The following is a 24,147-nucleotide window of genomic DNA, read 5'->3' as shown; positions in this document are numbered from 1 at the left end:
GCGGAGCGAAGGAAACGGTAGGAATGTTGCAACGTTGATTTGCGCAACATGCCTCTGAAAGCCTCCGTCATGCATGGTCGATCACGGTCACGGGCAGGATGGGTAGCTTCGGATTGCTTCCCGGGATGGCGCGACGTGCAAGATCAGGCACAGGACCGAGACGATGAAGAAGGCGTGGACGCTGTCGGACCGGATTCCACATCATGGATCGACCGTGACCCCGAGTTTCATCTCGACGCCGTGTGCCGTATTGCGGCCGCTCTATTTCGTGTTCCGATCGTCCTCGTTCCCCTCGCCGATACCGACTTTCTCCCCCTGAAGGCCGGACCGGGGACCGGGGAAGCCGAGCCGGATCGAGACGATGCGGTCTCCTCGCACCACATCGCCGGCGAGGCCGACGGGCCGGTCGTGATCCGCGATCTCCTCGCCGATCCTCGTTTTGCCGATCATCCCCTGGCGAAGGGGGAGTTCCAGGCCCGGTTCTATGCCGGCATGCCTCTGGCGCATCGTCCCGGGCACCGGGCCGGTACGCTCTGCCTGATCGATACCGTGCCGCGTCCGGATTTCACCGAGGAGCAACTGCTCCAGTTGCGGGACCTCGCTCTCATCGTCACCGGGCATCTGCGTCTCCATGATGCCAATGTGGAGCGCGAGGCCGAGCTGTGCGAGCGCCAGCGCGTGACGTCCATCCTCACGCGCCGTGAAGCGCTTCTCCGGGCCGCCTTGGACTCCCAGCGCATGGCCGAGGAGATCGCAGGGTTCGGACATTGGCGTATCCACATCCCCGAAGGGCGGGTCGAATGGTCCGAGGGAATGGCGCGGATCCACGGTCGCGCGCCCGTCGACCCTGCCTGGATTCCCCTCGACGAGCATCTGGCCTTCTACCATCCGGAGGACAGGGAGCGTGTGCGCTGGCATCTCGACGAAGCCGTGGCGGGGGTGGGCGCCTTCGCGCGCGACGATTACGAGCACCGGTCGCGCATCATCCGCCCGGGCGGGGAATGCAGGGTCGTCACCGAACGGGGAATCGTCGAGCGCGACCCGACCGGAGCCATCCGTGCCATTTCCGGAATCTGCCTCGACGTCACCGAACTGGCCCGATCCGACCAGCATTTGCGCGAAACCACGAACCTTCTGCGCATCACCCTGGAAAGCATCGACGAGGGCCTCGTCATGGTCGACATGGACGACCGGGTCCGGGTTCATAACGAGCGGCTGAACCTGCTGCTCGACCTGCCGCCGGGAATGCTCCACGACGGCGCGCCGTTCGACGATGTCCGCCACTTCATCGCCGAGCGGGACGGGACGATTCCCGCAGTTCTGGACAGGGGCGTCCGCGAGGCGAGACGCGAACGCGGCGAAGCGGGCGCCACCGGCGAGCACCGGCAGCGGGACGAGACCCTCCTCGAACTCTGCGGTGTGCCGCTGGCCGACGGCAGCACCGTCTACACCTTCGCCGACGTCACCGCCCGCCAGATGGCCGAACGCTCATTGCGCGAGAGCGAGGCGTCCTACCGCCTGCTCGCCGATTTCCTGCCTCAGATGGTCTGGATCACGAACGATCGGGACGACACCACCTACTGCAACCGCCATTGCGACCGCTATTACGGACGGCCCCTCGTTTCGCTGCTGGAGCGTGTCGAATCCTACCACCCCGACGATCGCGATCGCGTCTATGGCGATGTGTGCGACCGTCACAAAGCGTGGCAGGACTACGATTTCGAGATCCGCATCCGCCGCGCCGACGGCGTCTATCGCTGGCACAAGGTCAGCAAGCGTCCGATCCGCCTCCTCGACGGTGCGCCCGGATGGCTCGCCACGGCCCTCGATATCGACGACATCATCACCGCCAGGATCGCCCTGGAGCGGACGGGCGACCTGCTGCGTCTGGCGCAGGACGCGGCGGAGGCAGGGGTCTGGGAGTGGGACCTGGTCACGGGTCGGGTCTGGCAATCCCAGGAAAGCGCGCGGATGCAGGGATTGCCCCTCAACGAGGCCGATCCGGCCGCCGGCCTTTCGATGACCATGGACGAGTGGGAGCGCAACGTACCGGACGAGGACGTGATCCGGGTTCGGAACGAGGCCCGCCGGGCCATCGCCACGCGCACAAATCACAGGGTGGAGTTCCGCGCCCTCCACCCGTCGACCGGTGAATGCCGCTGGTTCCAGGGGTTCGGCCGCGCCGTCCTCGATCCGCGGACGGGCGAGGTCTGCCGCTTCGTCGGCATGAATCTCGACATTACGGCCCGCAAGGAGACCGAGGAGGCGTTCCGGGCCAGCGATGCCCGCCTGCGCGTGAGCGAGGAACGGCTCGCTCTCGCCCTCGACAGCGGCAGGGACGGGTTGTGGGACGCCGATCTCCAGACCGGCGCGGTCTGGTTTTCCGACCGCTCCCAGAGCATGCTCGGCTACGAGCCCGGTGAATTCGGCAAGTCTTTCAGCTACGTCCAGTCCCTGATCCACCCGGACGACATGGCGGCTTGCCACGTCGCCGCGACCGCTCATTTCGAAGGCCGCCTACCGGCTTTCGAAATCGAGGTCCGGGTTCGCAACAAGGTCGGCGGCCATAGCTGGCTCCTCGCCCGCGGCAAGGTCGTCACCCGCGCCGCCGACGGTGCCCCGATCCGTTTCGTGGGAACCTATATCGACATCACGGCGCGCAAGGAGGCCGACCAGCGGATCGCCCATCTCGCCCGCCACGACGCCCTGACGGGCCTGCCCAACAGATCGGTGTTCCACGATCGTCTGAAGCAGGTACTCGCGACGGTTCGGAACGGCGGCTGCGCGACGGCGGTGCTCTGTCTCGACCTCGACCGGTTCAAGGCCATCAACGACACGCTCGGGCATCTGGCGGGCGATACGCTCCTGAAGGTCGTCGCCGAGCGCCTGACCGACGTGGTGAAGCCCGGCGACATGGTCTCCCGCCTCGGAGGCGACGAATTCGGCATCATTCTGGTCGATCTGGACCGGAGTGACCAACCCACCGAGATCGCCCGCAGGGTGATCGATTCCATTGCCCAGCCGATCAAGCTGGACGGTCAACTCGCCAATATCGGGATCAGCATCGGCATCGCCCACGCGCCGGCCGACGGGCTCGAGGCCGACCCTCTCCTGCGGCATGCCGATCTCGCGCTCTATCGCGCCAAGGCCGGCGGTCGGAACACGTTCCGCATCTATGAAGCCGGCATGGACGCGGCGATCGAGGAGCGGCTTCAGCTCGAGGTCGATCTTCGCCAGGCCGTGCTGCGCGGCGACCTCATTCTGCATTACCAGCCCGTGGTCGATCTCGAGACGGACACTGTGAGCGGCGTCGAAGCGCTGATGCGCTGGCCGCATCCCACCCGTGGGATGATCCCGCCCGCCACCTTCATCGAGATCGCCGAGGAGACGGGTCTGATCATCGATCTGGGAAACTGGGCCCTGCGCGAGGCCTGCCGGGAAGCCGCCTCATGGACCCATTCCGCCCGGATCGCGGTCAACGTCTCGGCGATGCAGTTTCGCGAGCCGGGCCTCGAACAATGCGTGATCATGGCCCTCTCGGCCTCGGGCCTCGCGGCGGACAGGCTGGAACTGGAAATCACCGAAAGCGTCCTGATCCAGGATACCGAGGCGGTGATCGGCTGCCTGCACCGCCTGCGCTACCTCGGCGTCCGGATCGCTCTCGATGATTTCGGGACAGGCTATTCGTCCCTCAGCTATCTGCGGCAATTCCCCTTCGACAAGATCAAGATCGACCGTTCCTTCATCCGCGAGATCGCCGATGCGGACACGGCCGCCATTGTTCGCGCCATCGTCGGGCTCGGCGAGCGTCGGGGGACCACGATCACGGCGGAGGGCGTGGAGACCCGTGCCCAGCTCGATCTGGTGCGGGCGGAGGGATGCGGCGAGGTCCAGGGCTACTTCTTCAGCAAGGCCGTTCCGGCGCGGGACCTGCCGGGCGTCATCGCGAGGCTGTCCTGCGCCGAGAGGGCCGCCTGACGCGGAAACACCGAGGGATCAGGCGCCGAGACTGGCGAGATAACCCGGCGCGAGCCGAAGGCCGAGGGGCAGGGTGGTGACCGGCGGCGGGGTTCGGATACATTCCTCGAGAAAGATCATCGTGTCCCCGATGACGGCTTCCGAGAACGGCTTGGCGATCACCGCCACCGCACCGGCGAAGTCGTCGTGAAAGCGGCTGGCATTCGCGGTGAGGAAGACCAGGGTCATCGTGGGCTCGTCGGCCAGATTCCTGGCCACGTCGAGACCGGACGAGCCGCCCTTGAGTTGCAGGTCGATGAGGACGATGTCGGGCCGCGTCCGGCGGGCCACCGCGATGGCGTCGCTCGCGGAGACCGCCGTGCCCACGACCTCGTGTCCGGCTTCTTCCAGCAGCATTTCGAGCTGCATCACGATCAGGGCTTCGTCTTCGACGACGACGATCCGCAGAGGTTCACTCACGGTGCGTTCCTGTTGCCGGTCCCGTCGCGGGGGAGGCGGATCTCGATCCGCGTCCCGGGCTCGGCCTGATGCCAAGCGATAGCGGCATTCAGCTGGCGCACAAGGCTCTCGATCAGGCGTTTCCCGAAAGTCCGGTCTCGAGCCACGTCCGACGGCATGCCGATCCCGTCATCGGCGATGGTGATGCGGATCATGTCGCCCTCGGGCTTCACCGAAAGCGACAGCTGGCCTGTGGCATCGCGTGGGAACGCGTGTTTCAGTGCGTTGGTGAGCAGCTCGTTCATGACGAGGGCGACCGGCGGCGCCTGTTCGACGGCGACCTCGACGGGAACGAGGTCGAAATCGAGCTCGATCCCCTGTCGCCCGGAGCCACGCACCAGATCGACGGCGAGTTCGCGCGCGAAGGCGGCGACGTCGAAACGCTGGACGTCGTTGGACTGGTAGAGCCGCTTGTGCACCGTGCCGAGGGCTTCGACGCGGGCCAGCATGGATTTGAGCGACGCCTTCGCATCGGGGTCGGTGATCGTCCGCGTCTGCAGGGTGAGCAGCGAGGCGATCATCTGGAGGTTGTTCTTCACCCGGTGGTCCACCTCGTGGACCAGCATCGTCTTGGCGGCCAGCGCTTCGGTCAGCTCTTTCGTCCGCTTCTGCACCTCGCGCTCGAAATGCAGTCTTTCGTTGCGCGTCTGCATGAGCGTGTCGATCCGGTCCGAGACGTCGAGTTGCGAGGCGAAGAAATACACCGTCTCGCCGTCGTCGTTGATCACCGGGCTGACATACAGCGCGTTCCAGAACTGGGTGCCGTCCTTGCGATAATTGAGGATGTCGACGGCGATGTCGCGTTTGGCCGTGACCGCGTCACGGATCTTGCGCACGGTGCCGGGATCCGTCTGCTCGCCCTGCAGGAAGCGGCAATTCTGGCCCATGATCTCGGGCCGGCTGTAGCCGGTCATCTTGAGAAACGCATCGTTGACGAAGACGATGGGATTGTCATCCTGCCGAGGGTCGGTGATCAGCATCGCCATACGCGTCGCGCGGATGGCCGCCGCGAAAGGATCGCCCCTGCCGTGCTCGGCCCCCAATCGGTCGGTGAGGTGCCAGGCGTCGTCCGGTTCCATTTTGCCTTCCTGTGCTGACCGGCGCGTCTCGCGGCCAGAGCAAATGTCGTCAGTCACGACAAGGTTGCCTTCAGTATCACGAGGATCCGCATCGATCCGTCATGACGCGCGAAAGTTTGGCGACAAAGCCGTTATGAGCTGAGATCAACGACATAGAGTACGTCTTTCAATCGACAAGCTTCGTCTTTTGGTTCTGTTTCCCCTCTTTTGATGCATTTCTTGCGGAGCGTGTGCCTGAACACGGCGGGATAACCGTTGCTGTTCCATCACGCGCTCAACGTTTCGGCACGACCGGGGGAGCGATGATTGCCCGCCGAACCCCGGAACGGTAGAATGGTCAAGCTCGTTATGGTCGAGCTTGACTGCTCCGTTGCCGGTCGAACGCCAGGATCATCCCGTCATGTCGACATCTCGCCGGTTCGGATGGGTCAAGGGCGCGGCCGCGCTCGCGGTGGCCGCGCAATTGGCCGCCTGCGGATCGATCCCGCGCGTGGCCTACACCGCCGATCAAGCCGCCGCCGCGGTTCCTTCCGGCATGGATCTCAGCGTGCGCGCCTATGCCGACGCGTCGGAGAGCACCTTCACCGAAATGGTGGCGCGGCCGGAGCGCTCGAAGCGCGCCTTCGCCTACCTCGCCCTGTCGGGCGGCGGCGGTGACGGAGCCTACGGCGCCGGTATCCTCAACGGCTGGTCGGAATCCGGCAAGCGGCCCGAATTCGCCCTCGTCTCCGGTGTCAGCACCGGCGCGCTGATCGCGCCCTTCGCCTTCCTCGGGCCGGCCTACGATTCCACCCTCACCGACATCTATACGAGCGGCGTCGCCTCGACCCTGGTCCAATCGCCGAGCGTGGCCAACATCGTGTTCGGATCGGGCCTGTTCGGGGATGGCCGCCTGCGCGATCTCGTGCGCCGCTACGTGACGCCCGACCTGCTCGCCGCCATCGCGGAGCAGCACGCCAAGGGCCGCCGCCTCCTCGTGGTGACGACGAACCTCGATTCCCAGCGCGCCGTCATCTGGAACATGGGCGCCATCGCGGCCAATGGCGGTCCCAATGCCGTCTCGCTGTTCACGGATGTGCTCACGGCCTCCGCCAGCATCCCGGCCGTGTTCCCGCCCCAGCTCCTCGACGTGCAGGCCGAGGGCAGGGCCTTCCAGGAGATGCATGTGGACGGGTCGGTGGTGACGCCGGTCTTCACCCTCCCGCAATCGTTCCTGCTGCGGGACAACCGCCTGCGGACGGCGGGCAAGACCGACATCTACGTCATCATCAACGGACGTCTCGAGCCGGAATTCGACGTGGCGCAGAACAACACGCTGTCCATCGTCGAGCGCTCCTTCACCACCGCGAGCCGGGCGCGCAGCCGCGCCACCCTGGCCGCCACCTACGCCTTCACCCGCGGCAGCGGCATGGGCTTCAACCTCACCTATATCGACGAGGCTGCGCCGAACACGACCACGGCGCGGGGCTTCGACACCGGCTACATGCGCCAGCTCTACGAGAGAGGGCGCGAGACCGGACGGACCGGAAGCTTCTGGCAGAAGAACGTCCCCACCGCTCCCCTCGTCAAGGCGATCGCCGCCGGCGCCGCGCGGAACTGACCGGCCGGCACCATCCCCCGGTGGGGTGGTGCCCTGCGCGGCCCGCTCTCGCGCTCGTTGCTGCACTGCGATAGGAGGATGGACATCCTCCCGTGTGGCCACCGGCCCGCATCTCCCCTGCGTTTGGCCGCTGATTCATGATCCAGATCGAAGACCTCACTTTCAGCGCCTGGGGCCGGCGCTTCTTCGACCGCGCGAGCGTGGCCGTCCCGCCCGGATCGAAGGTCGGGCTCGTCGGCCGTAACGGTGTCGGCAAGTCGACCCTGTTCAAGATCATCCTCGGCGAGTTCCAGCCCGATAGCGGCGTGATCCTGCTGCCGAAGAATGCCCGCGTCGCCTCCGTCGACCAGGAGCATCCGGCGACACCCGTCACCCTCATCGACACCATCCTGGCCGCGGATATCGAGCGCGAGGCCCTGAACCTCGAACTCGAAACCGCCGAGCCCGAGCGCATGGGCGAGATCTATGGCCGACTCATTGAGATCGACGCCGACCGGGCGCCGGCCCGGGCGGGCGAAATTCTCGCCGGCCTCGGCTTCTCGGTGGAGGACCTGACCCGGCCGATGTCGGAATTCTCCGGCGGCTGGCGCATGCGCGTGGCGCTGGCCGCCGCGCTCTTCGCCGAGCCGGACATGCTGCTCCTCGACGAGCCCACCAACTACCTCGATCTGGAGGGCGCGCTGTGGCTGGAGGCGCGGCTGAAGCGCTATCCGCATTCGGCGCTGATCATCAGCCACGACCGCGAGCTTCTGAACAACTCGGTGGACGCGATCCTTCACGTCGCCAACGGCAAGCTCGAACTCTATACCGGCGGTTACGACGATTTCGAGAAGCGCCGGGCCGAGAAGGCGCGGCTGCAGGCCTCGACCAAGATGAAGCAGGACGCCGAGCGCGCTCATTTGCAGAGCTTCGTCGACCGGTTCAAGGCGTCGGCCTCCAAGGCGGCGCAGGCCCAGTCGCGCATGAAGCGTCTCGCCAAGATGGAACCGATCTCCACCACCATCGAGGAGCATGTGGCCCCGTTCCACCTGCCTTCGCCGAAGCGCCCGCTTGCTCCGCCGCTGATGCATCTCACCGATGCCACCATCGGTTATGGCAATGACGAGCCGGTGCTGCGCGACCTCAACCTGACCCTCGACGTCGATGATCGGATCGGATTGCTGGGCGTGAATGGTGCCGGCAAGTCGACCTTCGCCAAGATGGCAGCCGGCGCCCTGAAGGTGCGGGACGGGCGCATGGTGCGCGAAGGCCGGGTGCAGGTCGGCTGGTTTCACCAGCACCAGATCGAAGCCCTCGACCCGAAGGACACGCCCCTCGACATCATCCGCCGCGAGCGGCCGGACGACAGCGAATCCGGGCGCCGCGCCAAGCTCGCCAGTTTCGGACTCGCCTTCGACAAGCAGGAGACCACGGTCGACGCGCTCTCGGGCGGTGAACGCGCCCGGCTCCTGCTCAACCTCGTGGCGATGCAGGCACCCCACCTGCTCATCCTGGACGAGCCGACGAACCATCTCGACATCGACAGCCGCCGGGCGCTGCTCGACGCGCTGAACGATTACGGCGGCGCCGTCATCCTCATCACCCACGACCGCTCGCTGATGGAACTGGTGGCCGACCGTCTCTGGCTCGCCGCCGACCGGACGGTGAAGCCCTTCGCCGGCGACATGGACGATTACGCCCGCTTCGTCCTCGACCGCTCGAAAACCGGCAAGACCGCGCCGGGGCAGGGCCGGGAGAAGAAGGGAAAACGCAAGGCGGCGTGAGGACGAAATTTTTTCGTGTTGCCGTGGAGGCGGCCCATATCGCCTTCACGCCCGAGGTCGCTCCTCTCCCCACGCTTCCTGGGATTCACACAACTGCTTTTCCCAAGCAGAGCGCGTCCCTCTCCCCCTTGTGGGGAGAGGTTAGGAGTGGGGGTGGCTCCGCCTGCCTCCGAAGCAGCAGGAGGGTCGCCCAACCACCCCCACCTCCAACTCCTCCCCACAAGGGGGAGGAGAGCCGCGCAGCCCTCGAACCATGTGAACTTCGTAGCCCCTCTCCCTGCGTGCGGGGAGAGTGATTGTTCGTCGAGCTTACTTCCGCAGGATCTTCGTCACGAGGCGACCGATCGGGTTGCTCGAATCGTAGTTGCGGTCGTCGCGGACGACGGGGCGGTTGTCGTTGCCGAGAAGCTTGGTGACGAGGCGTCCGATGAGGCTCATGGCTGTATCCCTTCAAACCGGTTATGCGCCGCATTACGGCGCAGCTTGACGGTCAACACGCCGGACGTCCTCCCGTTCCGGATGAACCCCCACATGACGTGTGCCCGTCCCGGCATCGCCCTTGCTCCTCTCGGGCCGAAAGAGGGGACACGATGACCGAGCGACTGCTCCATGCCGGCGCGAGCCTGGCGCTGCTCCTCGCGATCGCGATCCTGTTCTCCACCAACCGCCGGGCGATCCGACCCCGGACCGTCATCTCGGCCCTCGCCCTGCAGATCGCGATCGGCGCCGTCGTGCTGTTCGTGCCCGTGGGGCGGCAGGTCCTCGACGCGGCCTCCACCCTCGTCCAGACAATTCTGGCGTATGGCGATCGCGGGGTCCTGTTCCTGTTCGGCGGCCTCGTCGAGCCGCGCATGTTCGAACTCTTCGGCGGCAGTGGCTTCATCCTGGCCCTGCGGGTGCTGCCGCAGATCCTTTACGTCTCTGCGCTGATCGCGATCCTGTATCATCTGCGGGTGATGCAGACCCTGGCCCGCCTCATCGGGGCCGGACTCCAGCGGGTGCTCGGCACCTCGCCCATCGAGACCTTCTCGGCCGTCATCACCATCGTCATCGGCCAGAGCGAGATCGCCGTGGCCCTGCGGCCGTTCCTGATCCTGCTGACCGGGGCCGAATTGTTCGCCGTCATGTCGAGCGGGGCCGCCTCCACCGCCGGATCGATTCTGGCCGGCTACGCCGCCTTGGGTGTGCCGATGGAGTATCTCCTCGCCGCCGGTGTCATGGCGATTCCCGGCGGGCTTCTCTACGCCAAGATCCTGATGCCCTCGACGGAGCCGACGCGGGTGACGACGATGCGGGTGGAATTCGCCGAGACGCGGGCGGTGAACCTCATCGAGGCGGCGGCCGACGGCACGCAGAAGGGCCTCGTCATCGCGGTCTCGGTGGGCGCCATGCTGATCGCCTTCACCGGGCTCATCGCCCTTCTCAACGGCATTGCCGGATGGGGCGGCGGACTGGTCGGCTATCCGTCTCTCAGTATCGAGGGCGTGCTCGGGCTCGCCTTCGCGCCGCTGGCCTGGCTCATGGGCGTGCCCTGGAGCGAGGCGGGTCTGGTCGGCGGCGCCATCGGGCAGAAGATCGCCTTCAACGAGTTCCTGGCCTATGCGCAACTCTCGCCGGTGCTCAAGGCCGGCACGCTCGATGCCCGGACGACGGCCATCCTGTGCTTCGCCCTGTGCGGCTTCGCCAATCTGGCCTCCATCGCGATCCAGCTCGCGAGTCTGGCGAGCCTCGTTCCCGAGAGGAGGTCCGAGATCGCACGCTATGGAATGCGCGCGATCCTGGCTGGTACGTTGTCGAACCTGACGAGTGCGACCATCGCCGGCCTGTTCATCGGCTGACGGCGGACCCTCACGCGGCGGCGCGCTTGGCCTTGGACGGCTTGGCCGCTGCCGGGGCGGCCTTGGCCGGAGCCGTGACCGGAAGTTCGATGTCGACGCCGAGGGTCGACATGTCCTGGCCCCGTTCCAGGCGGATCTGGACCTTGTCCCGCTCCACCGTCACGTGTTTGGCGATGACGGCGAGGATCTCCTCCCGCAGAAGCATCACCAGATCGGAGCCGCCTGCCCCGGCCCGTTCATGGGCCAGGATCAGCTGGAGACGGTCGCGGGCCGTGGGGGCCGAGGCGCGTTTGCTGAAGAGGTTGCGCAGGCTCATGCCGCCCTCCGGGTGAACAGCTTGTTGAGGAGAGACTTCTTGTCGGACGGCACGGTCATCGGCACGGTATCGCCCTTGAGGCGGCGGACGGCATCGATATAGGCCCGGGCCGGGGCGCTGAGCGGGTTGTTCATCGTCACCGGGCAGCCGACATTGGAGGCGCGCAGCACTTCCAGGCTCTCGGGGATGATGGCGAGCAGCGGGATCGAGAGGATCTCGAGCACGTCGTCGACCTTCAGCATGTCGCCGCGATCGGCGCGGGCGGGGTCGTAGCGGGTGAGGATGAGGTGTTTCTCCATCACCTCGCCGCGCTCGGCCTTCAGCGTCTTGGAATCCAGGAGACCGATGATCCGGTCGGAATCGCGGACCGAAGAGACTTCCGGGTTCGTGACGACGACGGCGAGGTCGGCGTGACGCATGGCCAGGGTGGCTCCGCGCTCGATGCCGGCCGGGGAATCGCAGATCACCCAGTCGAACTTCTCGCGCAGCTCTTCCATCACCTTGGCGACGCCCTCGTCGGTGAGGGCGTCCTTGTCGCGGGTCTGCGAGGCGGGCAGCAGCGACAGGTTCTCGAGCCGCTTGTCGCGGATCAGCGCCTGGTTAAGCTTGGCGTCGCCGTTGACCACGTTGATGAGGTCGTAGACCACGCGCCGCTCGGCGCCCATCACGAGGTCGAGGTTACGCAGGCCGACGTCGAAATCGACGACGGCGACGCTCTGTCCGGCCTGCGCGAGTGCTGCGCCGAGAGCCGCTGTGGTGGTCGTCTTGCCGACGCCGCCCTTGCCCGAAGTAACGACCAGAACCTTGGCCATGTTCGTATCTCTCCTTAATCCAAGGTTGCCATTTTGATGGAGCCGCTATCGAGCCAGATCTGCACGGGTTTCCCGCGCAGGGTCGTGCCCATGTCCTCGGCCGTGCGGACGAGGCGATCGATCCCGAGCAATTCGGGCTCGAACTTGCGGCAGTAGATGCGGGCGCGGGGGTTGCGGGCGGCGCCGGCGATGGCGCGCCCCCGCAATGCGCCGTAGACGTGGATCGAGCCGCCGGCGAGGATCTCGGCGCCGGAGGCGACCGAACCCATGACGGTGACGTCCCCGGTCGGATGCACGATGGACTGGCCGGAACGGACCGACCCTTCGATCATGAGGGAGGTCGTCTCGGGCTCGGCATCGCCCGGGATCTCGATGCTGGTCGCCGGCCGTCCCGCCACCAGAAGCGGGGGGAGGGCGATGCCGTCGAGCAGGGTCTTGCCCGAGAGCGTGGCTTCCGCGCCCTCGATGCCGAGGATGCGGATGCGGCGGGTGCCGAGATCGGCCAGCAGCTTGCCCACCACGTCCGGGTCAGACCCGAGCGCCGCGATGTCGAGGATGAGGGGGCGGCCGTCGAACAGGGTCGGCGACCGCTTCAGCGAGGCGTCCAGATCGGCGAACCAATCGGGAAGCGGAGCTTCCGGAGCCAGGACGAGTGCCTTGAAGGCACGGCCTCGTAGCGTCACGGATCGGCGGGATGGAGGGGCGTGTGTCACGGGCTCTCGCGATTCCTTACCGAACCATTGACGGTCCTTATGGTTACCGCTTGGTTAACGAGCCGGCTTTCTGTGATCCTGTGACCCTATAATCCTGCGATCCCGGGTTCCTGTGTCGGCGCTACTCCAGCGCGGCGACCTTGATCGCATCGCCTTCCAGGCGGATCTGCGCTGGCTGGCCCCGGCGGTCCGGCCCGAGATCGTCGGCCGTCCGGTAGAGACCGTCGATGGCGAGCAGTTCCGGCTCGAACTTGCGGCAGGTGATGCGGGCATCGGGATTGCCGGATGCGCCCGCGATGGCCCGCCCTCGCAGCGCTCCATAGATATGGATGGAGCCGCCGGCGATCACTTCCGCGCCGGAGGCCACCGATCCCATGATGGTGATGTCGCCTTCGAGATGCAGGATCGTCTGGCCCGACCGGACCGGCTGGTCGAGGATCAGCGAGCGGGCGGGGCGCGGCGCCTCCACCTGCGTCGGCGCGGGCGCGTCCGGGGTGGCGACCTCGTCCGCCGGCCGTCCGCCGGCCGGGGCGGGGGGCAGTCCCTCGCCGAGGCTGCCGGATTTGGCTCCCTCGATCCCCATCACGGTGACGTCGCGGGCCTTGAGCTCGGAGACCAGGGCGGTGAGGTCCGCGCGGTCGAGGCCAAGGCCGGACACGTCGAGGATCACCGGGCGCCCCACGAAGAAGGCGGGGGAGCGCCGGGCCAGCGCGTCGAGGTCTTCGAGCCAGTCATGCACCGGTGCCGAGGGGGCCAGCACCAGGGCCATGAAGGAGCGGCCACGGAAACGGATCGGGGGACGAGAATTCGGCTGGGTCACGAGGGGGCGTTTCTGTTGTTCCGGAATCGAAAAGGGACTTCTTGAGCCGACCATATCGGCAGATCGCCCGGAACGCTCCCCTCCCGGCATCGTCGCCCACGCCTGTTTCTCTCATGCCTCCGGCCAGCCGCCGTTTCCCCTTGCCATGCGTCCTAATCGAACATAAAGATATCTTTATGTCTCAAGAGAGCGCCAAGGCGACATTTGTCCTTCCTTTCTCCGATGCCCTCGGTGTGCTGCGCGCCACCGCGGAAGAGACGCGCCTGCGCATCCTCGCTTTGCTGATGCAGGGGGAATTGTCGGTCTCCGATCTCACCGACATCCTCGGCCAGTCACAGCCCCGCATCTCGCGCCATCTCAAGCTTCTGGTCGAGGCGGGTCTGGTGGAGCGGCATCGCGAGGGAGCCTGGGCGTTCTTCCGTCTCATCGAGGCGAGGACGGGGCTGGTGGAGCCCCTGGTCGGCGGTCTCGACCGGTCGAGCCCGCCCCTGTCCGAGGATCGGGCCCGGTTGGAGGGCGTGCGGGCCCAGCGCGCGGATGCCGCGCAGAGCTTCTTCGCCCGCCTCGCCCCGAAATGGGACCAGCTCCGCTCCCTCCACGTGCCGGAGGCGATTGTGGAGGCAGCGGTGATCGACGCCCTCGGATCGCGCCCGGTGCGGAGCCTGATCGATCTCGGCACCGGCACGGGGCGGATGCTCGGACTTCTCGCCCCCAGGGCCTCCCGCGCCACGGGGCTCGATTCGAGCCATGCCATGCTCTCCGTCGCCCGCGCCAATCTGGAGCGGGCCGGCCTGTCGGGCGTGGACCTGCGCCAGGGTGACATCCATGCACCGCCCTTCGGCCGTGGCAGCTTCGACCTCGTCGTGGTGCATCAGGTCCTGCATTATCTCGACGACCCCGCCCGTGCGCTCCGCGAGGCGGCACGGCTCGTGGCCCCCGGAGGCCGGCTTCTCGTGGTGGATTTCGCGCCGCACGATCTCGAATTCTTGCGCGAGGAGCAGGCCCATCGCCGCCTCGGCTTCGCCGCCGAGCAGGTGACGGGCTGGCTCGCCGATGCCGGGCTCGGCATGGTGGCGACACGCCATCTCGCCCCGGCCGACGAGAGCGGGCACCAGCTCACCGTGACCCTCTGGCTCGCCGCCTCGGCGGCCGAGCCGACCCTCGCTTCCGAGGTGGAGCGCGAGGTGGCCTGACCGGCCGCCACGGATTCCCGCCTCGACGACACACGTCTGAACCGAAAGATCTTGAGGACGACCCGATGCCCACCGCTTCCCATCACCGCGCCAGCCGCGACGGCTACCGTCCGATCCAGGTCTCCATCGAGTTCTTCCCGCCGAAGACCGACGAGATGGAGAAGGTCCTGTGGTCGTCGATCGAGCGGCTCGCCCCGCTCCAGCCGAAATTCGTCTCGGTGACCTATGGGGCCGGCGGCTCCACCCGCGAGCGCACCCACAACACCGTGGCGCGGATGATCAAGGAAACGAGCCTCAAGCCCGCCGCCCATCTCACCTGCGTGGACGCCACCCGGGAGGAGATCGACGAAGTCGTGCAATCCTATTGGGATGCCGGGGTACGCCACATCGTGGCCCTGCGCGGCGACCCGCAGGACGGCGTCGGCACCGCCTATCGGCCGCATCCGGGCGGCTATGCCAGGACCAGCGATCTGGTGGCCGGCATCAAGCGGATCGGCGACTTCAAGGTCTCGGTCTCGGCCTATCCGGAAAAGCATCCCGAGGCCGCTACGCTCGATGCCGATATCGATGCGCTGAAGGCCAAGGTCGATGCGGGTGCCGACCAGGCGATCACGCAGTTTTTCTTCGAGAACGACGTCTATCTCCGCTACGTGGAGAAGGTACGGGCGGCGGGGATCGAGATCCCGATCATCCCCGGCATCCTGCCGGTGCAGAACTTCAAGCAATCCGCCAATTTCGCCCGCCGCACCGGCGCCTCGGTGCCGTACTGGCTGGCCGCCCGGTTCGAGGGGCTGGACAACGATGTCGATACCCGCCGGCTGATCGCGGCGGCGGTGGCGGCCGAGCAGGTGCTCGATCTGGTGGACGAGGGGGTCAACGACTTCCATTTCTACTCGATGAACCGCTCCGACCTCGTCTATGCCATCTGCCATCTCCTCGGCCTGCGCGCGCAGGCACCGAAGGTGGCGGCGGCGAAGGCGGCCTGAACGACCCTGGGACGGGGGCCTCTCCTCCCCCCTTGTGGGGAGGAGCTGGAGGTGGGGGTGGTGTCGGATACGGCGCGACATCTTCGCGGCCACCCCCACCCCTGACCCCTCCCCACAAGGGGGAGGGGGATCATCTGCGACGGAACTTGAGAGACCCCATGACAGACCTCCGCCCCGTTGACGGAAAAGAGATCGAAACCGCCCTGCGCCAGCGGGCAGCGGAAAAAATCCTCGTCCTCGATGGGGCGATGGGCACCGTGATCCAGCGCCTCGGCTATGGCGAAGCGGATTTCCGCGGGGCGCGGTTCCTCGATCACGGCCACGACCAGAAGGGCAACAACGACCTCCTGATCCTGACCCAGCCCGACGCGATCCGGCAGATCCACCTCGACTATTTCCTGGCCGGCGCCGACGTCTGCGAGACCAACACCTTCTCGGGCACCACCATCGCCCAGGCCGATTACGGCATGGAATCGATCATCCACGAGTTGAACGCGGAGGGCGCGCGTCTCGCCCGCGAGGCTGCCGCACTGGCCGAGAAGCAGGATGGCCGCCGCCGCTTCGTGGCCGGCGCCATCGGCCCGACGAACCGCACCCTGTCGATCTCGCCGGACGTGAACAATCCCGGCTACCGCGCCGTGACCTTCGATGGGGTCAAGACCGCATACATGGAGCAGGTGCGCGGCCTGATGGATGGCGGCGCCGAACTGATCCTGATCGAGACGATCTTCGACACGCTCAACGCCAAGGCGGCGGTCGCTGCCGCCTGGGCGGTGTTCGAGGAGCGCGGCATGGTGCTGCCGATCATGATCTCGGGCACGATCACCGATCTCTCCGGCCGCACCCTCTCGGGCCAGACGCCCGAAGCGTTCTGGAACGCGCTGCGGCACGCCAGCCCGCTCACCATCGGGCTGAACTGCGCGCTCGGCGCCAAGGAGATGCGCGGCCACATCTCGGAACTGTCGCGTATCGCCGACACCCTGGTCTGCGCCTACCCGAATGCGGGTCTTCCCAACGAATTCGGCCTCTATGACGAGAGCCCCGAAGCCATGGGCAGGCTGGTGGGTGAGTTCGCCACCGCCGGCCTCGTCAACATGGTCGGCGGCTGCTGCGGCACCACCCCGGATCATATCCGCGCCATCGCGCAGGCCGTGGAAGGCGTGAAGCCTCGCGCGATCCCGGAGGTGCCCCGCCTGATGCGCCTGTCGGGCCTCGAGCCCTTCACGCTGACGAAGGAGATCCCCTTCGTGAATGTCGGCGAGCGCACCAACGTCACCGGCTCGGCCAAATTCCGCAAGCTCATCACCGCCGGCGACTACGCGGCCGCCCTCGACGTAGCGCGCGATCAGGTGGCGGCGGGCGCCAGCATCATCGACATCAACATGGACGAGGGCCTGCTCGATTCCGAGAAGGCGATGGTCGAGTTCCTCAATCTCGTCGCCGCCGAGCCCGACATCGCCCGCGTGCCGGTGATGATCGATTCCTCGAAATTCCACGTCATCGAGGCTGGGCTCAAATGCGTCCAGGGCAAGGCCATCGTGAACTCGATCTCCATGAAGGAGGGCGTCGAGAAGTTCATCAGTGACGCCAAGGTGTGCCGCTCCTACGGCGCCGCCGTGGTGGTCATGGCCTTCGACGAGCAGGGCCAGGCCGATTCTTATGAGCGCAAGGTCGAGATCTGCACCAAGGCCTACAAGGTGCTGACCGAGGAGGTCGGTTTCCCGCCGGAAGACATCATCTTCGATCCGAACGTGTTTGCCGTCGCCACCGGCATCGAGGAGCATAACGGCTACGGTGTCGCCTTCATCGAGGCGACCAAGACCATCCGCGAGACCTTGCCCCACGCCCATATCTCGGGCGGCATCTCGAATCTCAGCTTCGCCTTCCGGGGCAACGAGCCCGTGCGTGAGGCAATGCACGCGGTGTTTCTGTACCATGCGATCCAGGTCGGCATGGATATGGGCATCGTGAATGCCGGCCAGCTGGCGATCTACGCCGAGCTTCCGGCCGAGCTGCGCGAGCTGTGCGAGGACGTCGTCCTCAACCGCCGCGACGATTCCACCGACCGGCTGCTCGATGCGGCCGCGCGCTTCAAGTCCGGCGGCGGCGTCCAGGCCAAGGCGGCCGATCTGTCTTGGCGCGAGGCTCCGGTGGCGAAGCGCATCGAGCATGCCCTGGTCAACGGGATCACCGAGTACATCCTCGTCGACACCGAAGAGGCGCGCCTCGGCGTCGAACGTCCGCTCCACGTCATCGAAGGCCCGCTGATGGCCGGCATGAACGTGGTCGGCGACCTGTTCGGCTCGGGCAAGATGTTCCTGCCGCAGGTGGTGAAGTCCGCCCGCGTGATGAAGCAGGCGGTGGCCTATCTCGAACCCTTCATGGAGGCCGAGAAGCTCGCCAATGGCGGCGACGGCAAGCGCCAGGCCGCCGGCAAGATCCTGATGGCGACGGTGAAGGGCGATGTCCACGACATCGGCAAGAACATCGTCGGCGTCGTGCTGGCCTGCAACAATTACGAGATCATCGATCTGGGCGTGATGGTGCCGGCGGCCAAGATCCTCGACGTGGCCAAGCGTGAGAATGTCGACATCGTCGGCCTGTCCGGCCTCATCACGCCCTCGCTGGACGAGATGGTTCACGTGGCGGCCGAGATGGAGCGTGAAGGGTTTTCGGTTCCCCTGCTCATCGGTGGCGCCACGACCAGCCGCGTCCACACGGCGGTGAAGATCCACCCCTCATACAATCGGGGTCAGACGGTCTACGTGACGGATGCGAGCCGTGCGGTCGGCGTGGTCTCGAGCCTGCTCTCGAAGGAGACGCGGGACACCACCATCGCCAACATCCAGGCCGAGTACCGCAAGGTCTCGGACGCGCATGCCCGCTCGGAGCTCGACAAGCAGCGCCTGCCGCTCGCCAAAGCCCGCGCCAACCCGTTCAAGATCGACTGGTCGGGTTACCGTCCGACGAAGCCGAGCTTCACCGGCGTGCGGGTCTATTCCCCCTACGAGGTCGCCGACCTCGTGCCGTATATCGACTGGACGCCGTTCCTGCAGACCTACGAGTTCAAGGGCCGCTACCCGGCGATCTTCGAGGACCCGAACCAGGGTCCGGCGGCCAAGGCCCTGTTCGACGACGCGCAGGAGATGCTGAAGCAGATCGTCGATGAGCGCTGGTTCAACCCGAAGGCGATCATCGGCTTCTGGCCGGCAAATTCCGTGGGCGACGACATCGCGCTCTATACCGGCGAGAGCCGCTCCGAAAAACTCGCGACCTTCCACGGTCTGCGTCAGCAGCTGTCGAAGCGCGACGGGCGCGCCAATACCTGCCTGTCCGATTTCGTAGCGCCGAAGGAGACGGGCATCGGCGATTACGTCGGCGGATTCGTGGTCACGGCCGGCCTGGAAGAGGTGCGGATCGCCGAGCGCTTCGAGCGGGCCAACGACGATTATCGCTCGATCCTGGTGAAGGCGCTGGCCGACCGCATCGCCGAGGCGCTGGCCGAGCGCATGCACGAACGGGTGCGCAAGGAGTTCTGGGGCTATGCCGCCGACGAGACCTTCGCCCCCGAAGACCTCGTGCGCGAGGAATATGCCGGCATCCGCCCGGCACCCGGCTATCCCTCGCAGCCCGACCATACCGAGAAGGTCACCCTGTTCGACCTGCTCAAGGCCGAGTCGCGCATCGGCGTGAAGCTCACCGAGAGCTATGCCATGTGGCCCGGCTCGTCGGTCTCCGGCCTCTACATCGCCCACCCGGAAGCGCATTACTTCGGCGTCGCCAAGGTGGAGCGCGATCAGGTGGAGGATTATGCGCTTCGCAAGGGCATGGACCTGCGCGAGGTGGAGCGCTGGCTCGGCCCCATCCTCAACTACGACCCGGCCCGCTACCTCGCGGCGGCCGCCGAATGACGCCGGATCTCGGTGAGCCTGACCGATGCGGCAGGCTCACCGAGGCGTGGCATAAGCCGCGCGAGCTGGTGGAATGGCGCTCTGTGTGTCCGGCGGAGGCTTGACCATGGTCTCCGTCGCGCTTCAATGCGATCCCTTGATCGATGGCTTGAGCGGAGCGCGACCACGTTGAACCGGACCACCGGAATTCTGGCCGTCGCGGTCACGCTCGCTTTGGGAGTCTCCGGCTGCACCGGTTTCTCCTATCTGTCGAAGAACTACGCCGCTGTGGGCGTCCAGATCGTCACGATCGGCTGCAAGGACCCGTATTCCGTCTACGACCAGCGCCGGGTGAACAAGATGCTCGTCGTCTCCGATGGATTGCGGGAGATCACGGGGTGCGGCATCGACGAGCGCTATGACGGGCAGGGCGGCCCGGCGGAGACCCGCGCCAAGCGCCTGCGCGAGGCGGCCCGCACCTTCCTCGACGAGACCGCCCGAGAGAATTGCAAGATCACCGGGGAAGCGGTCTTCTCCGACCTGCAGACGGAATTCTCCTATATCTGCAAGCCGACGCCGGAAGAGCGTGGCCTGAAGGTGCCGAGACTTCCCGGTCGCTGAGGGAAGCGCCGGTCCGGCGCCCTAATCGCCGTTCGTGGAGGACGGGCGCGGGAACGTGCGTTCCGCCGCATCCCCCGATGCCGCGAGCAGGGCACGGGCGAGGTCGCGGGCCTCCCGCCGGTCGAGGGCCAGAATGGCCGTGAAGGGTGCCCCGGACAGGTCGGCGAGGCCGAGTTCGAGCCGCACACCGTCCGGCAATGCGGCGACGGCGAGACTCCAGTCCCGTTCCTGCTGCCTGTTCATGCGCCTGTCTCCCGTTCGGTTCGCCACGGCATCGGACGGGTGATGGGACGCGACCGAGCGAAGAACTCCGATGCCGCGATGCCTGGAACCGCGCATGGAATGACCGATTGCGGCCCTCAGGGCCAGAGCGGAAGCGCCGCCCGCGAAACTCTCTCGGCCGAGGAATATTGACGGGCGACGGCGGAACGGTGTTTCTCCGCCCGCGAAACGGCCGGATCGCCGGCCCGGCAGCCAATGCCCAGGAACAAGGAAACGCCGACATGTCCGAGATCTGGTTCCGCACCGGAGAGGCCACCGTCCTCGCCGCCGATGGCCAGTACACCGACGCGATGCCGGAGGTGCTGATCGGCTCCACCCGTGGCCCGGTGGGCCAGGCCTTCGCCGGCATGATGGGGCAGGTCCAGGGACATACCCGCATGTTCGTGGTGCGCGACCTGAACCAGCTCGTGCGCCCCTCGACGATGATGACCACCAAGGCGACGATCCACACCGTGGAATACGTCAACCTCCTGGGCGGCGTGGTTCAGGCCGCGACGGGCGACGCCATCGTCGATTGCGTGATCGAGGGCATCCTGCCGAAGGACGGACTCGACGACCTGTGCATGATCATCATGATCTGGCTCGACCCGCGCTGCGCCGAGGACGCCAATCTCGACCAGAAGGACCTCTACCGCACCAATTACGAGGCGACGAAGCTCGCCATCGCCCGCGCCATCAAGGGCGAGCCGACCATCGACGAGCTCATCGCCAACCGCAAGACGGTGAAGCACTACGCGCTCGAGGACATCGTCGAGTACTGAGAGACCGGGGGTGGGGGGATGCACTGGCGTCCTTCCACCCGCCGCTGGATCCCGTCTCCGTCAGCCCGGCGGGATGCGGCCCACCGAGCACAGGGTGCGGATCGAGCCCGATGGATCGGTGTAGCAGCTCGCCGACCACCCGTTCTGCTGGATGAACGACTTGCGCCGCTCGCGGAGCGACGTCTCGTAGGCCTTGCCGATGGCGCTTTGAACCGCACCGGCGTTCTCACCGGTCGCCATCGCACCGGCAATCGCCAGATCCTGAAAATAGACCGCCGAGGGTGCTGGATCGCCGGAGGCCGCCTGGACGATGGGCTCGGACCTGCAGGTCAGGTCGATCTTCGTGCCGTTCGGGATCTTGAGATCGATGCTCGGCCCTTGCCGCCTCCCGACCTTCGCGCCGATCTCGGAAGCGATCCTCGCCGCCAGTCCGTCGCACTCATCCGCATGGGCTGGGACCGCCACGGACAGGGTGATGGCCGCTGCGAGATAACCCGGCCGCGTCACGCTGGAACGACCGTCGGATTCCGCATCTGCGCCCCGCCCGATCCGGCTCCATCGCGCGGTTGCGCGCCCGACGCCTCGCGCAGGGAATCCACGGTTTCGTCGGAACCGGGGGCAACGAGATCACGTCGCCGTTCCGCCGTCGGCATCGGCATGCAGACCAGGATGATGGTGCCGAGACCCTCCTCGGACCGGATGCGCAGCGAGCCTCCATGAAGCTCTGCCATGGAGCGGGCGATGGCGAGCCCCAGGCCGGAGCCCTTATGGGTCCGGGTGAGGTTCGTCTCCACCTGCTGAAACGGTGAGCCGAGACGGCGAAGAGCGGCTTTCGGGATGCCGATCCCGTTATCTTCGATGAAGATGTGGACCCGGTCGCCAGCCGGCCGCGCCTTGACGATGATGCGCCCGTCTCCGCCCGGCGTGAACTTCACCGCGTTCTGGATGAGGTTCAGGAGGATTTGATGCAGCGCGCGGCCATCCGCCAGCAGGGTCAGGTCGTCTGAGACGTCCACGTCGATGCTGAGTGATTTCGCCCGGGCCGACTCGGCCACCAGCTTCAATGCGCCCTGGACGGCGGTGTCGAGGGGGACTTCCCGAAGCGCGAGGCGGACGCTGTGCGATTCGATGCGCGACATGTTGAGGATGTCGTCGATGACCGAGAGCAGGTAGTCGCCGCTGGAGCGGATATCCCGGCAATATTCCGTGTAGCGGGGCGATCCCAGCGTTCCGTAAACTCCGCTTTCCATCAACTCCGCGAAGCCCATGATGGCGTTGAGCGGCGTGCGCAGCTCATGGCTCATGGTAGCGAGGAACTCGGATTTCGCCTGGTTGGCGGTTTCGGCCTGGGCCTTCTGGTCGAGGTAGCGTTCGGCGAGGTCCGCGAGCTGCTGGGTCTGCAGTTCGAGGGTCCGGCGCGAGCGCTTGAGGTCCTTGACCGTCTCGATCAGTTCGCGCTCGGAGGCGACGAGCTGCTCCTGCTGGCGCTTGAGGTTGGTGATGTCGGTGCCGACCGAGACGTAGCCGCCGTCCTTGGTCCGCCGCTCGCTGATCTGGAGCCAGCGGCCGTCGGTGAGCTCCGCCTCGAAAGTGCGGGCGGTCGCCGACGAAACCTCGATCTCGCGGAGTTCGCGGCGTACCGGCGGCAGGACGCCCCGGCCCATGATCTCATGGTAGCGCTTGCCCGGAGTCGCATCGTCGGGACTCAGAGCGTGGAGGTGGCGGAACTTCGAATTGCACAGGACGAGGCGGTTGCTCGTGTCCCACAGGACGAAGGCTTCCGAGATCGCCTCCACCGCGTCGCGCAGGCGCATGTCGGCGGTGGCGTTGGACTCGGCGAGCTGGCGCTGTTCGGTGACGTCGAGTGCGATGCCGACGAGGTGCCGGCCGCCATCGACCTGATCGGGGACGACCTCGGCGCGGGTGCGCAGCCAGATCCAGCCGCCATTGGCGCTGCGCATGCGGAATTCGTGATCGACGGTGGATTGGCTCGCAGCCAACTGGCGGGCCAGGGCGTAGAGGTCGCCGTCATCGGGGTGGACTAGGGCGTTGACGTCGCCGAAGGACAGGAACTCGCGCTCCCGGCGATAACCGAGCAGGGCGTACATCGAATCCGACCAGTAGATCCGGCCGCGCGGAATATCCCAGTCCCACAATCCGCACCGACCGCGACCGAGCGCCGTGTCGAGCCGCTGCTTGATCTGCTCGCACAGCCTGTCGACCGCATAGGCCCGCTGGGTCTGTAGCGCGTAGGCGATGCCGATCCCGACGATCACGAGGGCGGCAGCCGCGTAGAGGACCGCCTGATGCCGCATCCGCGTGGCCCAGGCATCGAGAATGGGGGCGATCGGCTGGATCACCGCAACCTGGCCGCGACCTTTGGGAAGCGTCCGGAGGGCCGCGAAGGCCTGTTCGCCATTGGCGAGGGTCAGCGCCATCACGCCGGCGCGTTCGCCCAGCGTGCTCAGGGCCTGCATCTCTCCGAGGCGGTCCGCGATGGTCCCGCTCAGGTCCGTCAGGGCCGGGTGGGCGCCAAGAAGCGTTTCAGAGGACGAGGCCACCAGGATCTGGCGGCCCGACGGCATCAGCGAGGCGGGGAGCAGAGTCTCCAGGCGCGACCGGATCGCGGGCGGCGTCGCTTCCGCGTCCGACATGGCGGCCGTGACGAGCCGCGTGAAGGTCTCCATGTCCGTGACCGCATCGCGCAGGATCTCACTGCGCTCGCCGCGCAATTGAAGCGCTGCGCCGGCCGCCAGACAGACGAGAAAGGTGGCGAGGAAGGCGGGCACCGCATAGCGGAGCCAGATCTCGGCACGGACGAACCGGGTATGGGCCGCAGTCTGAGGGCGGTGAATACCGAGAATCGTATCCGCACGTGCGGAGAGGGAAGCGGAATCCGCCTCCAGCATGACAAGCCCCCGCAGCTGCTGGTGAGTCGTTCGGGGCATGTCGGTGAGTCACGCTCCGAATCGTATTCAATTCAGCATTTCCACAGCC

At 66.6% G+C, this 24,147-nt stretch carries 19 protein-coding genes; 9 read left to right on the top strand and 10 right to left on the bottom strand.

Going from position 1 to position 24,147, the window contains the following annotated elements; genetic code table 11:
- Positions 1 to 174 precede the first annotated feature (174 nt).
- A complete protein-coding gene (locus ACYQOP_RS02455) occupies positions 175 to 3,978 on the top strand; it encodes an EAL domain-containing protein (RefSeq protein ID WP_461221005.1) in 3,804 nt (1,267 codons plus the stop codon).
- 18 nt (positions 3,979 to 3,996) lie between these two features.
- On the opposite strand, the gene ACYQOP_RS02450 is transcribed toward ACYQOP_RS02455, so the two are convergent.
- Together ACYQOP_RS02450 and ACYQOP_RS02445 are read right to left on the bottom strand one after the other, a co-directional pair.
- On the bottom strand, positions 3,997 to 4,437 hold the full coding sequence (locus ACYQOP_RS02450; RefSeq protein ID WP_056432039.1) for a response regulator: 441 nt from the start codon (positions 4,435 to 4,437) through the stop codon (positions 3,997 to 3,999).
- Entirely contained in the window at positions 4,434 to 5,555 is a 1,122-nt protein-coding gene (locus tag ACYQOP_RS02445) for a histidine kinase dimerization/phosphoacceptor domain -containing protein (protein WP_461221004.1), read from the bottom strand. The genes ACYQOP_RS02450 and ACYQOP_RS02445 overlap by 4 nt, the downstream gene beginning before the upstream one ends.
- Positions 5,556 to 5,955: 400 nt before the next feature.
- Here ACYQOP_RS02445 and ACYQOP_RS02440 point away from each other — a divergent pair, with 400 nt between their 5' ends.
- A complete protein-coding gene (locus ACYQOP_RS02440; protein ID WP_200919193.1) occupies positions 5,956 to 7,155 on the top strand; it encodes a patatin-like phospholipase family protein in 1,200 nt (399 codons plus the stop codon).
- A gap of 137 nt (positions 7,156 to 7,292) precedes the next feature.
- On the top strand, positions 7,293 to 8,918 hold the full coding sequence (locus tag ACYQOP_RS02435; protein ID WP_056432047.1) for an ABC-F family ATP-binding cassette domain-containing protein: 1,626 nt from the start codon (positions 7,293 to 7,295) through the stop codon (positions 8,916 to 8,918).
- Positions 8,919 to 9,227: 309 nt separating this feature from the next.
- On the opposite strand, the gene ACYQOP_RS02430 is transcribed toward ACYQOP_RS02435, so the two are convergent.
- Positions 9,228 to 9,356: a hypothetical protein gene (locus ACYQOP_RS02430; RefSeq protein WP_018045197.1), complete on the bottom strand. Its 129-nt coding sequence runs from the start codon at positions 9,354 to 9,356 to the stop codon at positions 9,228 to 9,230.
- A 152-nt stretch (positions 9,357 to 9,508) separates the two neighbouring features.
- On the opposite strand from ACYQOP_RS02430, the gene ACYQOP_RS02425 reads away from it, so the two are divergent.
- The gene (locus ACYQOP_RS02425) at positions 9,509 to 10,756 is read left to right on the top strand and encodes a NupC/NupG family nucleoside CNT transporter (RefSeq protein WP_461221002.1); all 1,248 of its coding nucleotides are present in this window, start codon (positions 9,509 to 9,511) and stop codon (positions 10,754 to 10,756) included.
- Between the two features lie 10 nt (positions 10,757 to 10,766).
- Here the strand turns inward: ACYQOP_RS02425 and minE are convergent, their stop codons facing one another.
- The 4 genes from minE to minC (ACYQOP_RS02405) all read right to left on the bottom strand — a co-directional run bounded on the left by minE (position 10,767) and on the right by minC (ACYQOP_RS02405) (position 13,417).
- Positions 10,767 to 11,072 carry a cell division topological specificity factor MinE gene (gene minE / locus ACYQOP_RS02420; protein ID WP_018045195.1) on the bottom strand — a complete coding sequence of 102 codons (306 nt, stop codon included), beginning with the start codon at positions 11,070 to 11,072 and terminating at the stop codon, positions 10,767 to 10,769.
- The gene (gene minD, locus ACYQOP_RS02415; protein WP_018045194.1) at positions 11,069 to 11,884 is read right to left on the bottom strand and encodes a septum site-determining protein MinD; all 816 of its coding nucleotides are present in this window, start codon (positions 11,882 to 11,884) and stop codon (positions 11,069 to 11,071) included. Before minD ends, minE begins: the two co-directional genes overlap by 4 nt.
- A 14-nt stretch (positions 11,885 to 11,898) precedes the next feature.
- A complete protein-coding gene (gene minC / locus ACYQOP_RS02410) occupies positions 11,899 to 12,597 on the bottom strand; it encodes a septum site-determining protein MinC (RefSeq protein WP_056432051.1) in 699 nt (232 codons plus the stop codon).
- A gap of 121 nt (positions 12,598 to 12,718) precedes the next feature.
- The gene (gene minC, locus ACYQOP_RS02405; protein ID WP_461221001.1) at positions 12,719 to 13,417 is read right to left on the bottom strand and encodes a septum site-determining protein MinC; all 699 of its coding nucleotides are present in this window, start codon (positions 13,415 to 13,417) and stop codon (positions 12,719 to 12,721) included.
- A gap of 176 nt (positions 13,418 to 13,593) precedes the next feature.
- On the opposite strand from minC (ACYQOP_RS02405), the gene ACYQOP_RS02400 reads away from it, so the two are divergent.
- The 4 genes from ACYQOP_RS02400 (at position 13,594) to ACYQOP_RS02385 (ending at position 20,107) form a co-directional block, all read left to right on the top strand.
- Positions 13,594 to 14,610 (top strand): ArsR/SmtB family transcription factor, encoded by a 1,017-nt coding sequence (locus ACYQOP_RS02400; RefSeq protein ID WP_461221000.1) that lies wholly within the window; start codon positions 13,594 to 13,596, stop codon positions 14,608 to 14,610.
- A 65-nt stretch (positions 14,611 to 14,675) separates the two neighbouring features.
- Positions 14,676 to 15,596 (top strand): methylenetetrahydrofolate reductase [NAD(P)H], encoded by a 921-nt coding sequence (gene metF / locus ACYQOP_RS02395; RefSeq protein ID WP_056432058.1) that lies wholly within the window; start codon positions 14,676 to 14,678, stop codon positions 15,594 to 15,596.
- 158 nt (positions 15,597 to 15,754) lie between these two features.
- Entirely contained in the window at positions 15,755 to 19,507 is a 3,753-nt protein-coding gene (gene metH, locus ACYQOP_RS02390; protein WP_461220999.1) for a methionine synthase, read from the top strand.
- A 168-nt stretch (positions 19,508 to 19,675) separates the two neighbouring features.
- Positions 19,676 to 20,107: a hypothetical protein gene (locus tag ACYQOP_RS02385; RefSeq protein WP_056432068.1), complete on the top strand. Its 432-nt coding sequence runs from the start codon at positions 19,676 to 19,678 to the stop codon at positions 20,105 to 20,107.
- 21 nt (positions 20,108 to 20,128) lie between these two features.
- Here the strand turns inward: ACYQOP_RS02385 and ACYQOP_RS02380 are convergent, their stop codons facing one another.
- Positions 20,129 to 20,350 carry a hypothetical protein gene (locus ACYQOP_RS02380; RefSeq protein ID WP_056432071.1) on the bottom strand — a complete coding sequence of 74 codons (222 nt, stop codon included), beginning with the start codon at positions 20,348 to 20,350 and terminating at the stop codon, positions 20,129 to 20,131.
- Positions 20,351 to 20,610: 260 nt separating this feature from the next.
- Here ACYQOP_RS02380 and fae point away from each other — a divergent pair, with 260 nt between their 5' ends.
- Complete coding sequence (fae, locus tag ACYQOP_RS02375; protein ID WP_056432453.1) at positions 20,611 to 21,150, top strand: formaldehyde-activating enzyme; 540 nt, start codon at positions 20,611 to 20,613, stop codon at positions 21,148 to 21,150.
- Positions 21,151 to 21,210: 60 nt separating this feature from the next.
- On the opposite strand, the gene ACYQOP_RS02370 is transcribed toward fae, so the two are convergent.
- Together ACYQOP_RS02370 and ACYQOP_RS02365 are read right to left on the bottom strand one after the other, a co-directional pair.
- A complete protein-coding gene (locus ACYQOP_RS02370; protein ID WP_461220998.1) occupies positions 21,211 to 21,657 on the bottom strand; it encodes a hypothetical protein in 447 nt (148 codons plus the stop codon).
- Entirely contained in the window at positions 21,654 to 24,059 is a 2,406-nt protein-coding gene (locus ACYQOP_RS02365) for a PAS domain-containing sensor histidine kinase (RefSeq protein ID WP_461225168.1), read from the bottom strand. The genes ACYQOP_RS02370 and ACYQOP_RS02365 overlap by 4 nt, the downstream gene beginning before the upstream one ends.
- Positions 24,060 to 24,147: the final 88 nt, after the last annotated feature.

The organism is Methylobacterium sp. CM6247 (assembly GCF_054817925.1).
Note: the sequence above shows the minus strand (reverse complement) of the source record. Positions and strands in the feature narration are given on the sequence as shown.

Excerpts from the sequence above, each read along its gene's own strand:
- ACYQOP_RS02445 (WP_461221004.1), bottom strand. The coding sequence starts at position 5,555 with ATGGAACCGGACGACGCCTGGCACCTCACCGACCGATTGGGGGCCGAG.
- ACYQOP_RS02440 (WP_200919193.1), top strand. The coding sequence starts at position 5,956 with ATGTCGACATCTCGCCGGTTCGGATGGGTCAAGGGCGCGGCCGCGCTC.
- ACYQOP_RS02435 (WP_056432047.1), top strand. The coding sequence starts at position 7,293 with ATGATCCAGATCGAAGACCTCACTTTCAGCGCCTGGGGCCGGCGCTTC.
- ACYQOP_RS02430 (WP_018045197.1), bottom strand. The coding sequence starts at position 9,356 with ATGAGCCTCATCGGACGCCTCGTCACCAAGCTTCTCGGCAACGACAAC.
- ACYQOP_RS02425 (WP_461221002.1), top strand. The coding sequence starts at position 9,509 with ATGACCGAGCGACTGCTCCATGCCGGCGCGAGCCTGGCGCTGCTCCTC.
- minE (WP_018045195.1), bottom strand. The coding sequence starts at position 11,072 with ATGAGCCTGCGCAACCTCTTCAGCAAACGCGCCTCGGCCCCCACGGCC.
- minD (WP_018045194.1), bottom strand. The coding sequence starts at position 11,884 with ATGGCCAAGGTTCTGGTCGTTACTTCGGGCAAGGGCGGCGTCGGCAAG.
- ACYQOP_RS02400 (WP_461221000.1), top strand. The coding sequence starts at position 13,594 with ATGTCTCAAGAGAGCGCCAAGGCGACATTTGTCCTTCCTTTCTCCGAT.
- metF (WP_056432058.1), top strand. The coding sequence starts at position 14,676 with ATGCCCACCGCTTCCCATCACCGCGCCAGCCGCGACGGCTACCGTCCG.
- metH (WP_461220999.1), top strand. The coding sequence starts at position 15,755 with ATGACAGACCTCCGCCCCGTTGACGGAAAAGAGATCGAAACCGCCCTG.
- ACYQOP_RS02380 (WP_056432071.1), bottom strand. The coding sequence starts at position 20,350 with ATGAACAGGCAGCAGGAACGGGACTGGAGTCTCGCCGTCGCCGCATTG.
- fae (WP_056432453.1), top strand. The coding sequence starts at position 20,611 with ATGTCCGAGATCTGGTTCCGCACCGGAGAGGCCACCGTCCTCGCCGCC.
- ACYQOP_RS02365 (WP_461225168.1), bottom strand. The coding sequence starts at position 24,059 with ATGCTGGAGGCGGATTCCGCTTCCCTCTCCGCACGTGCGGATACGATT.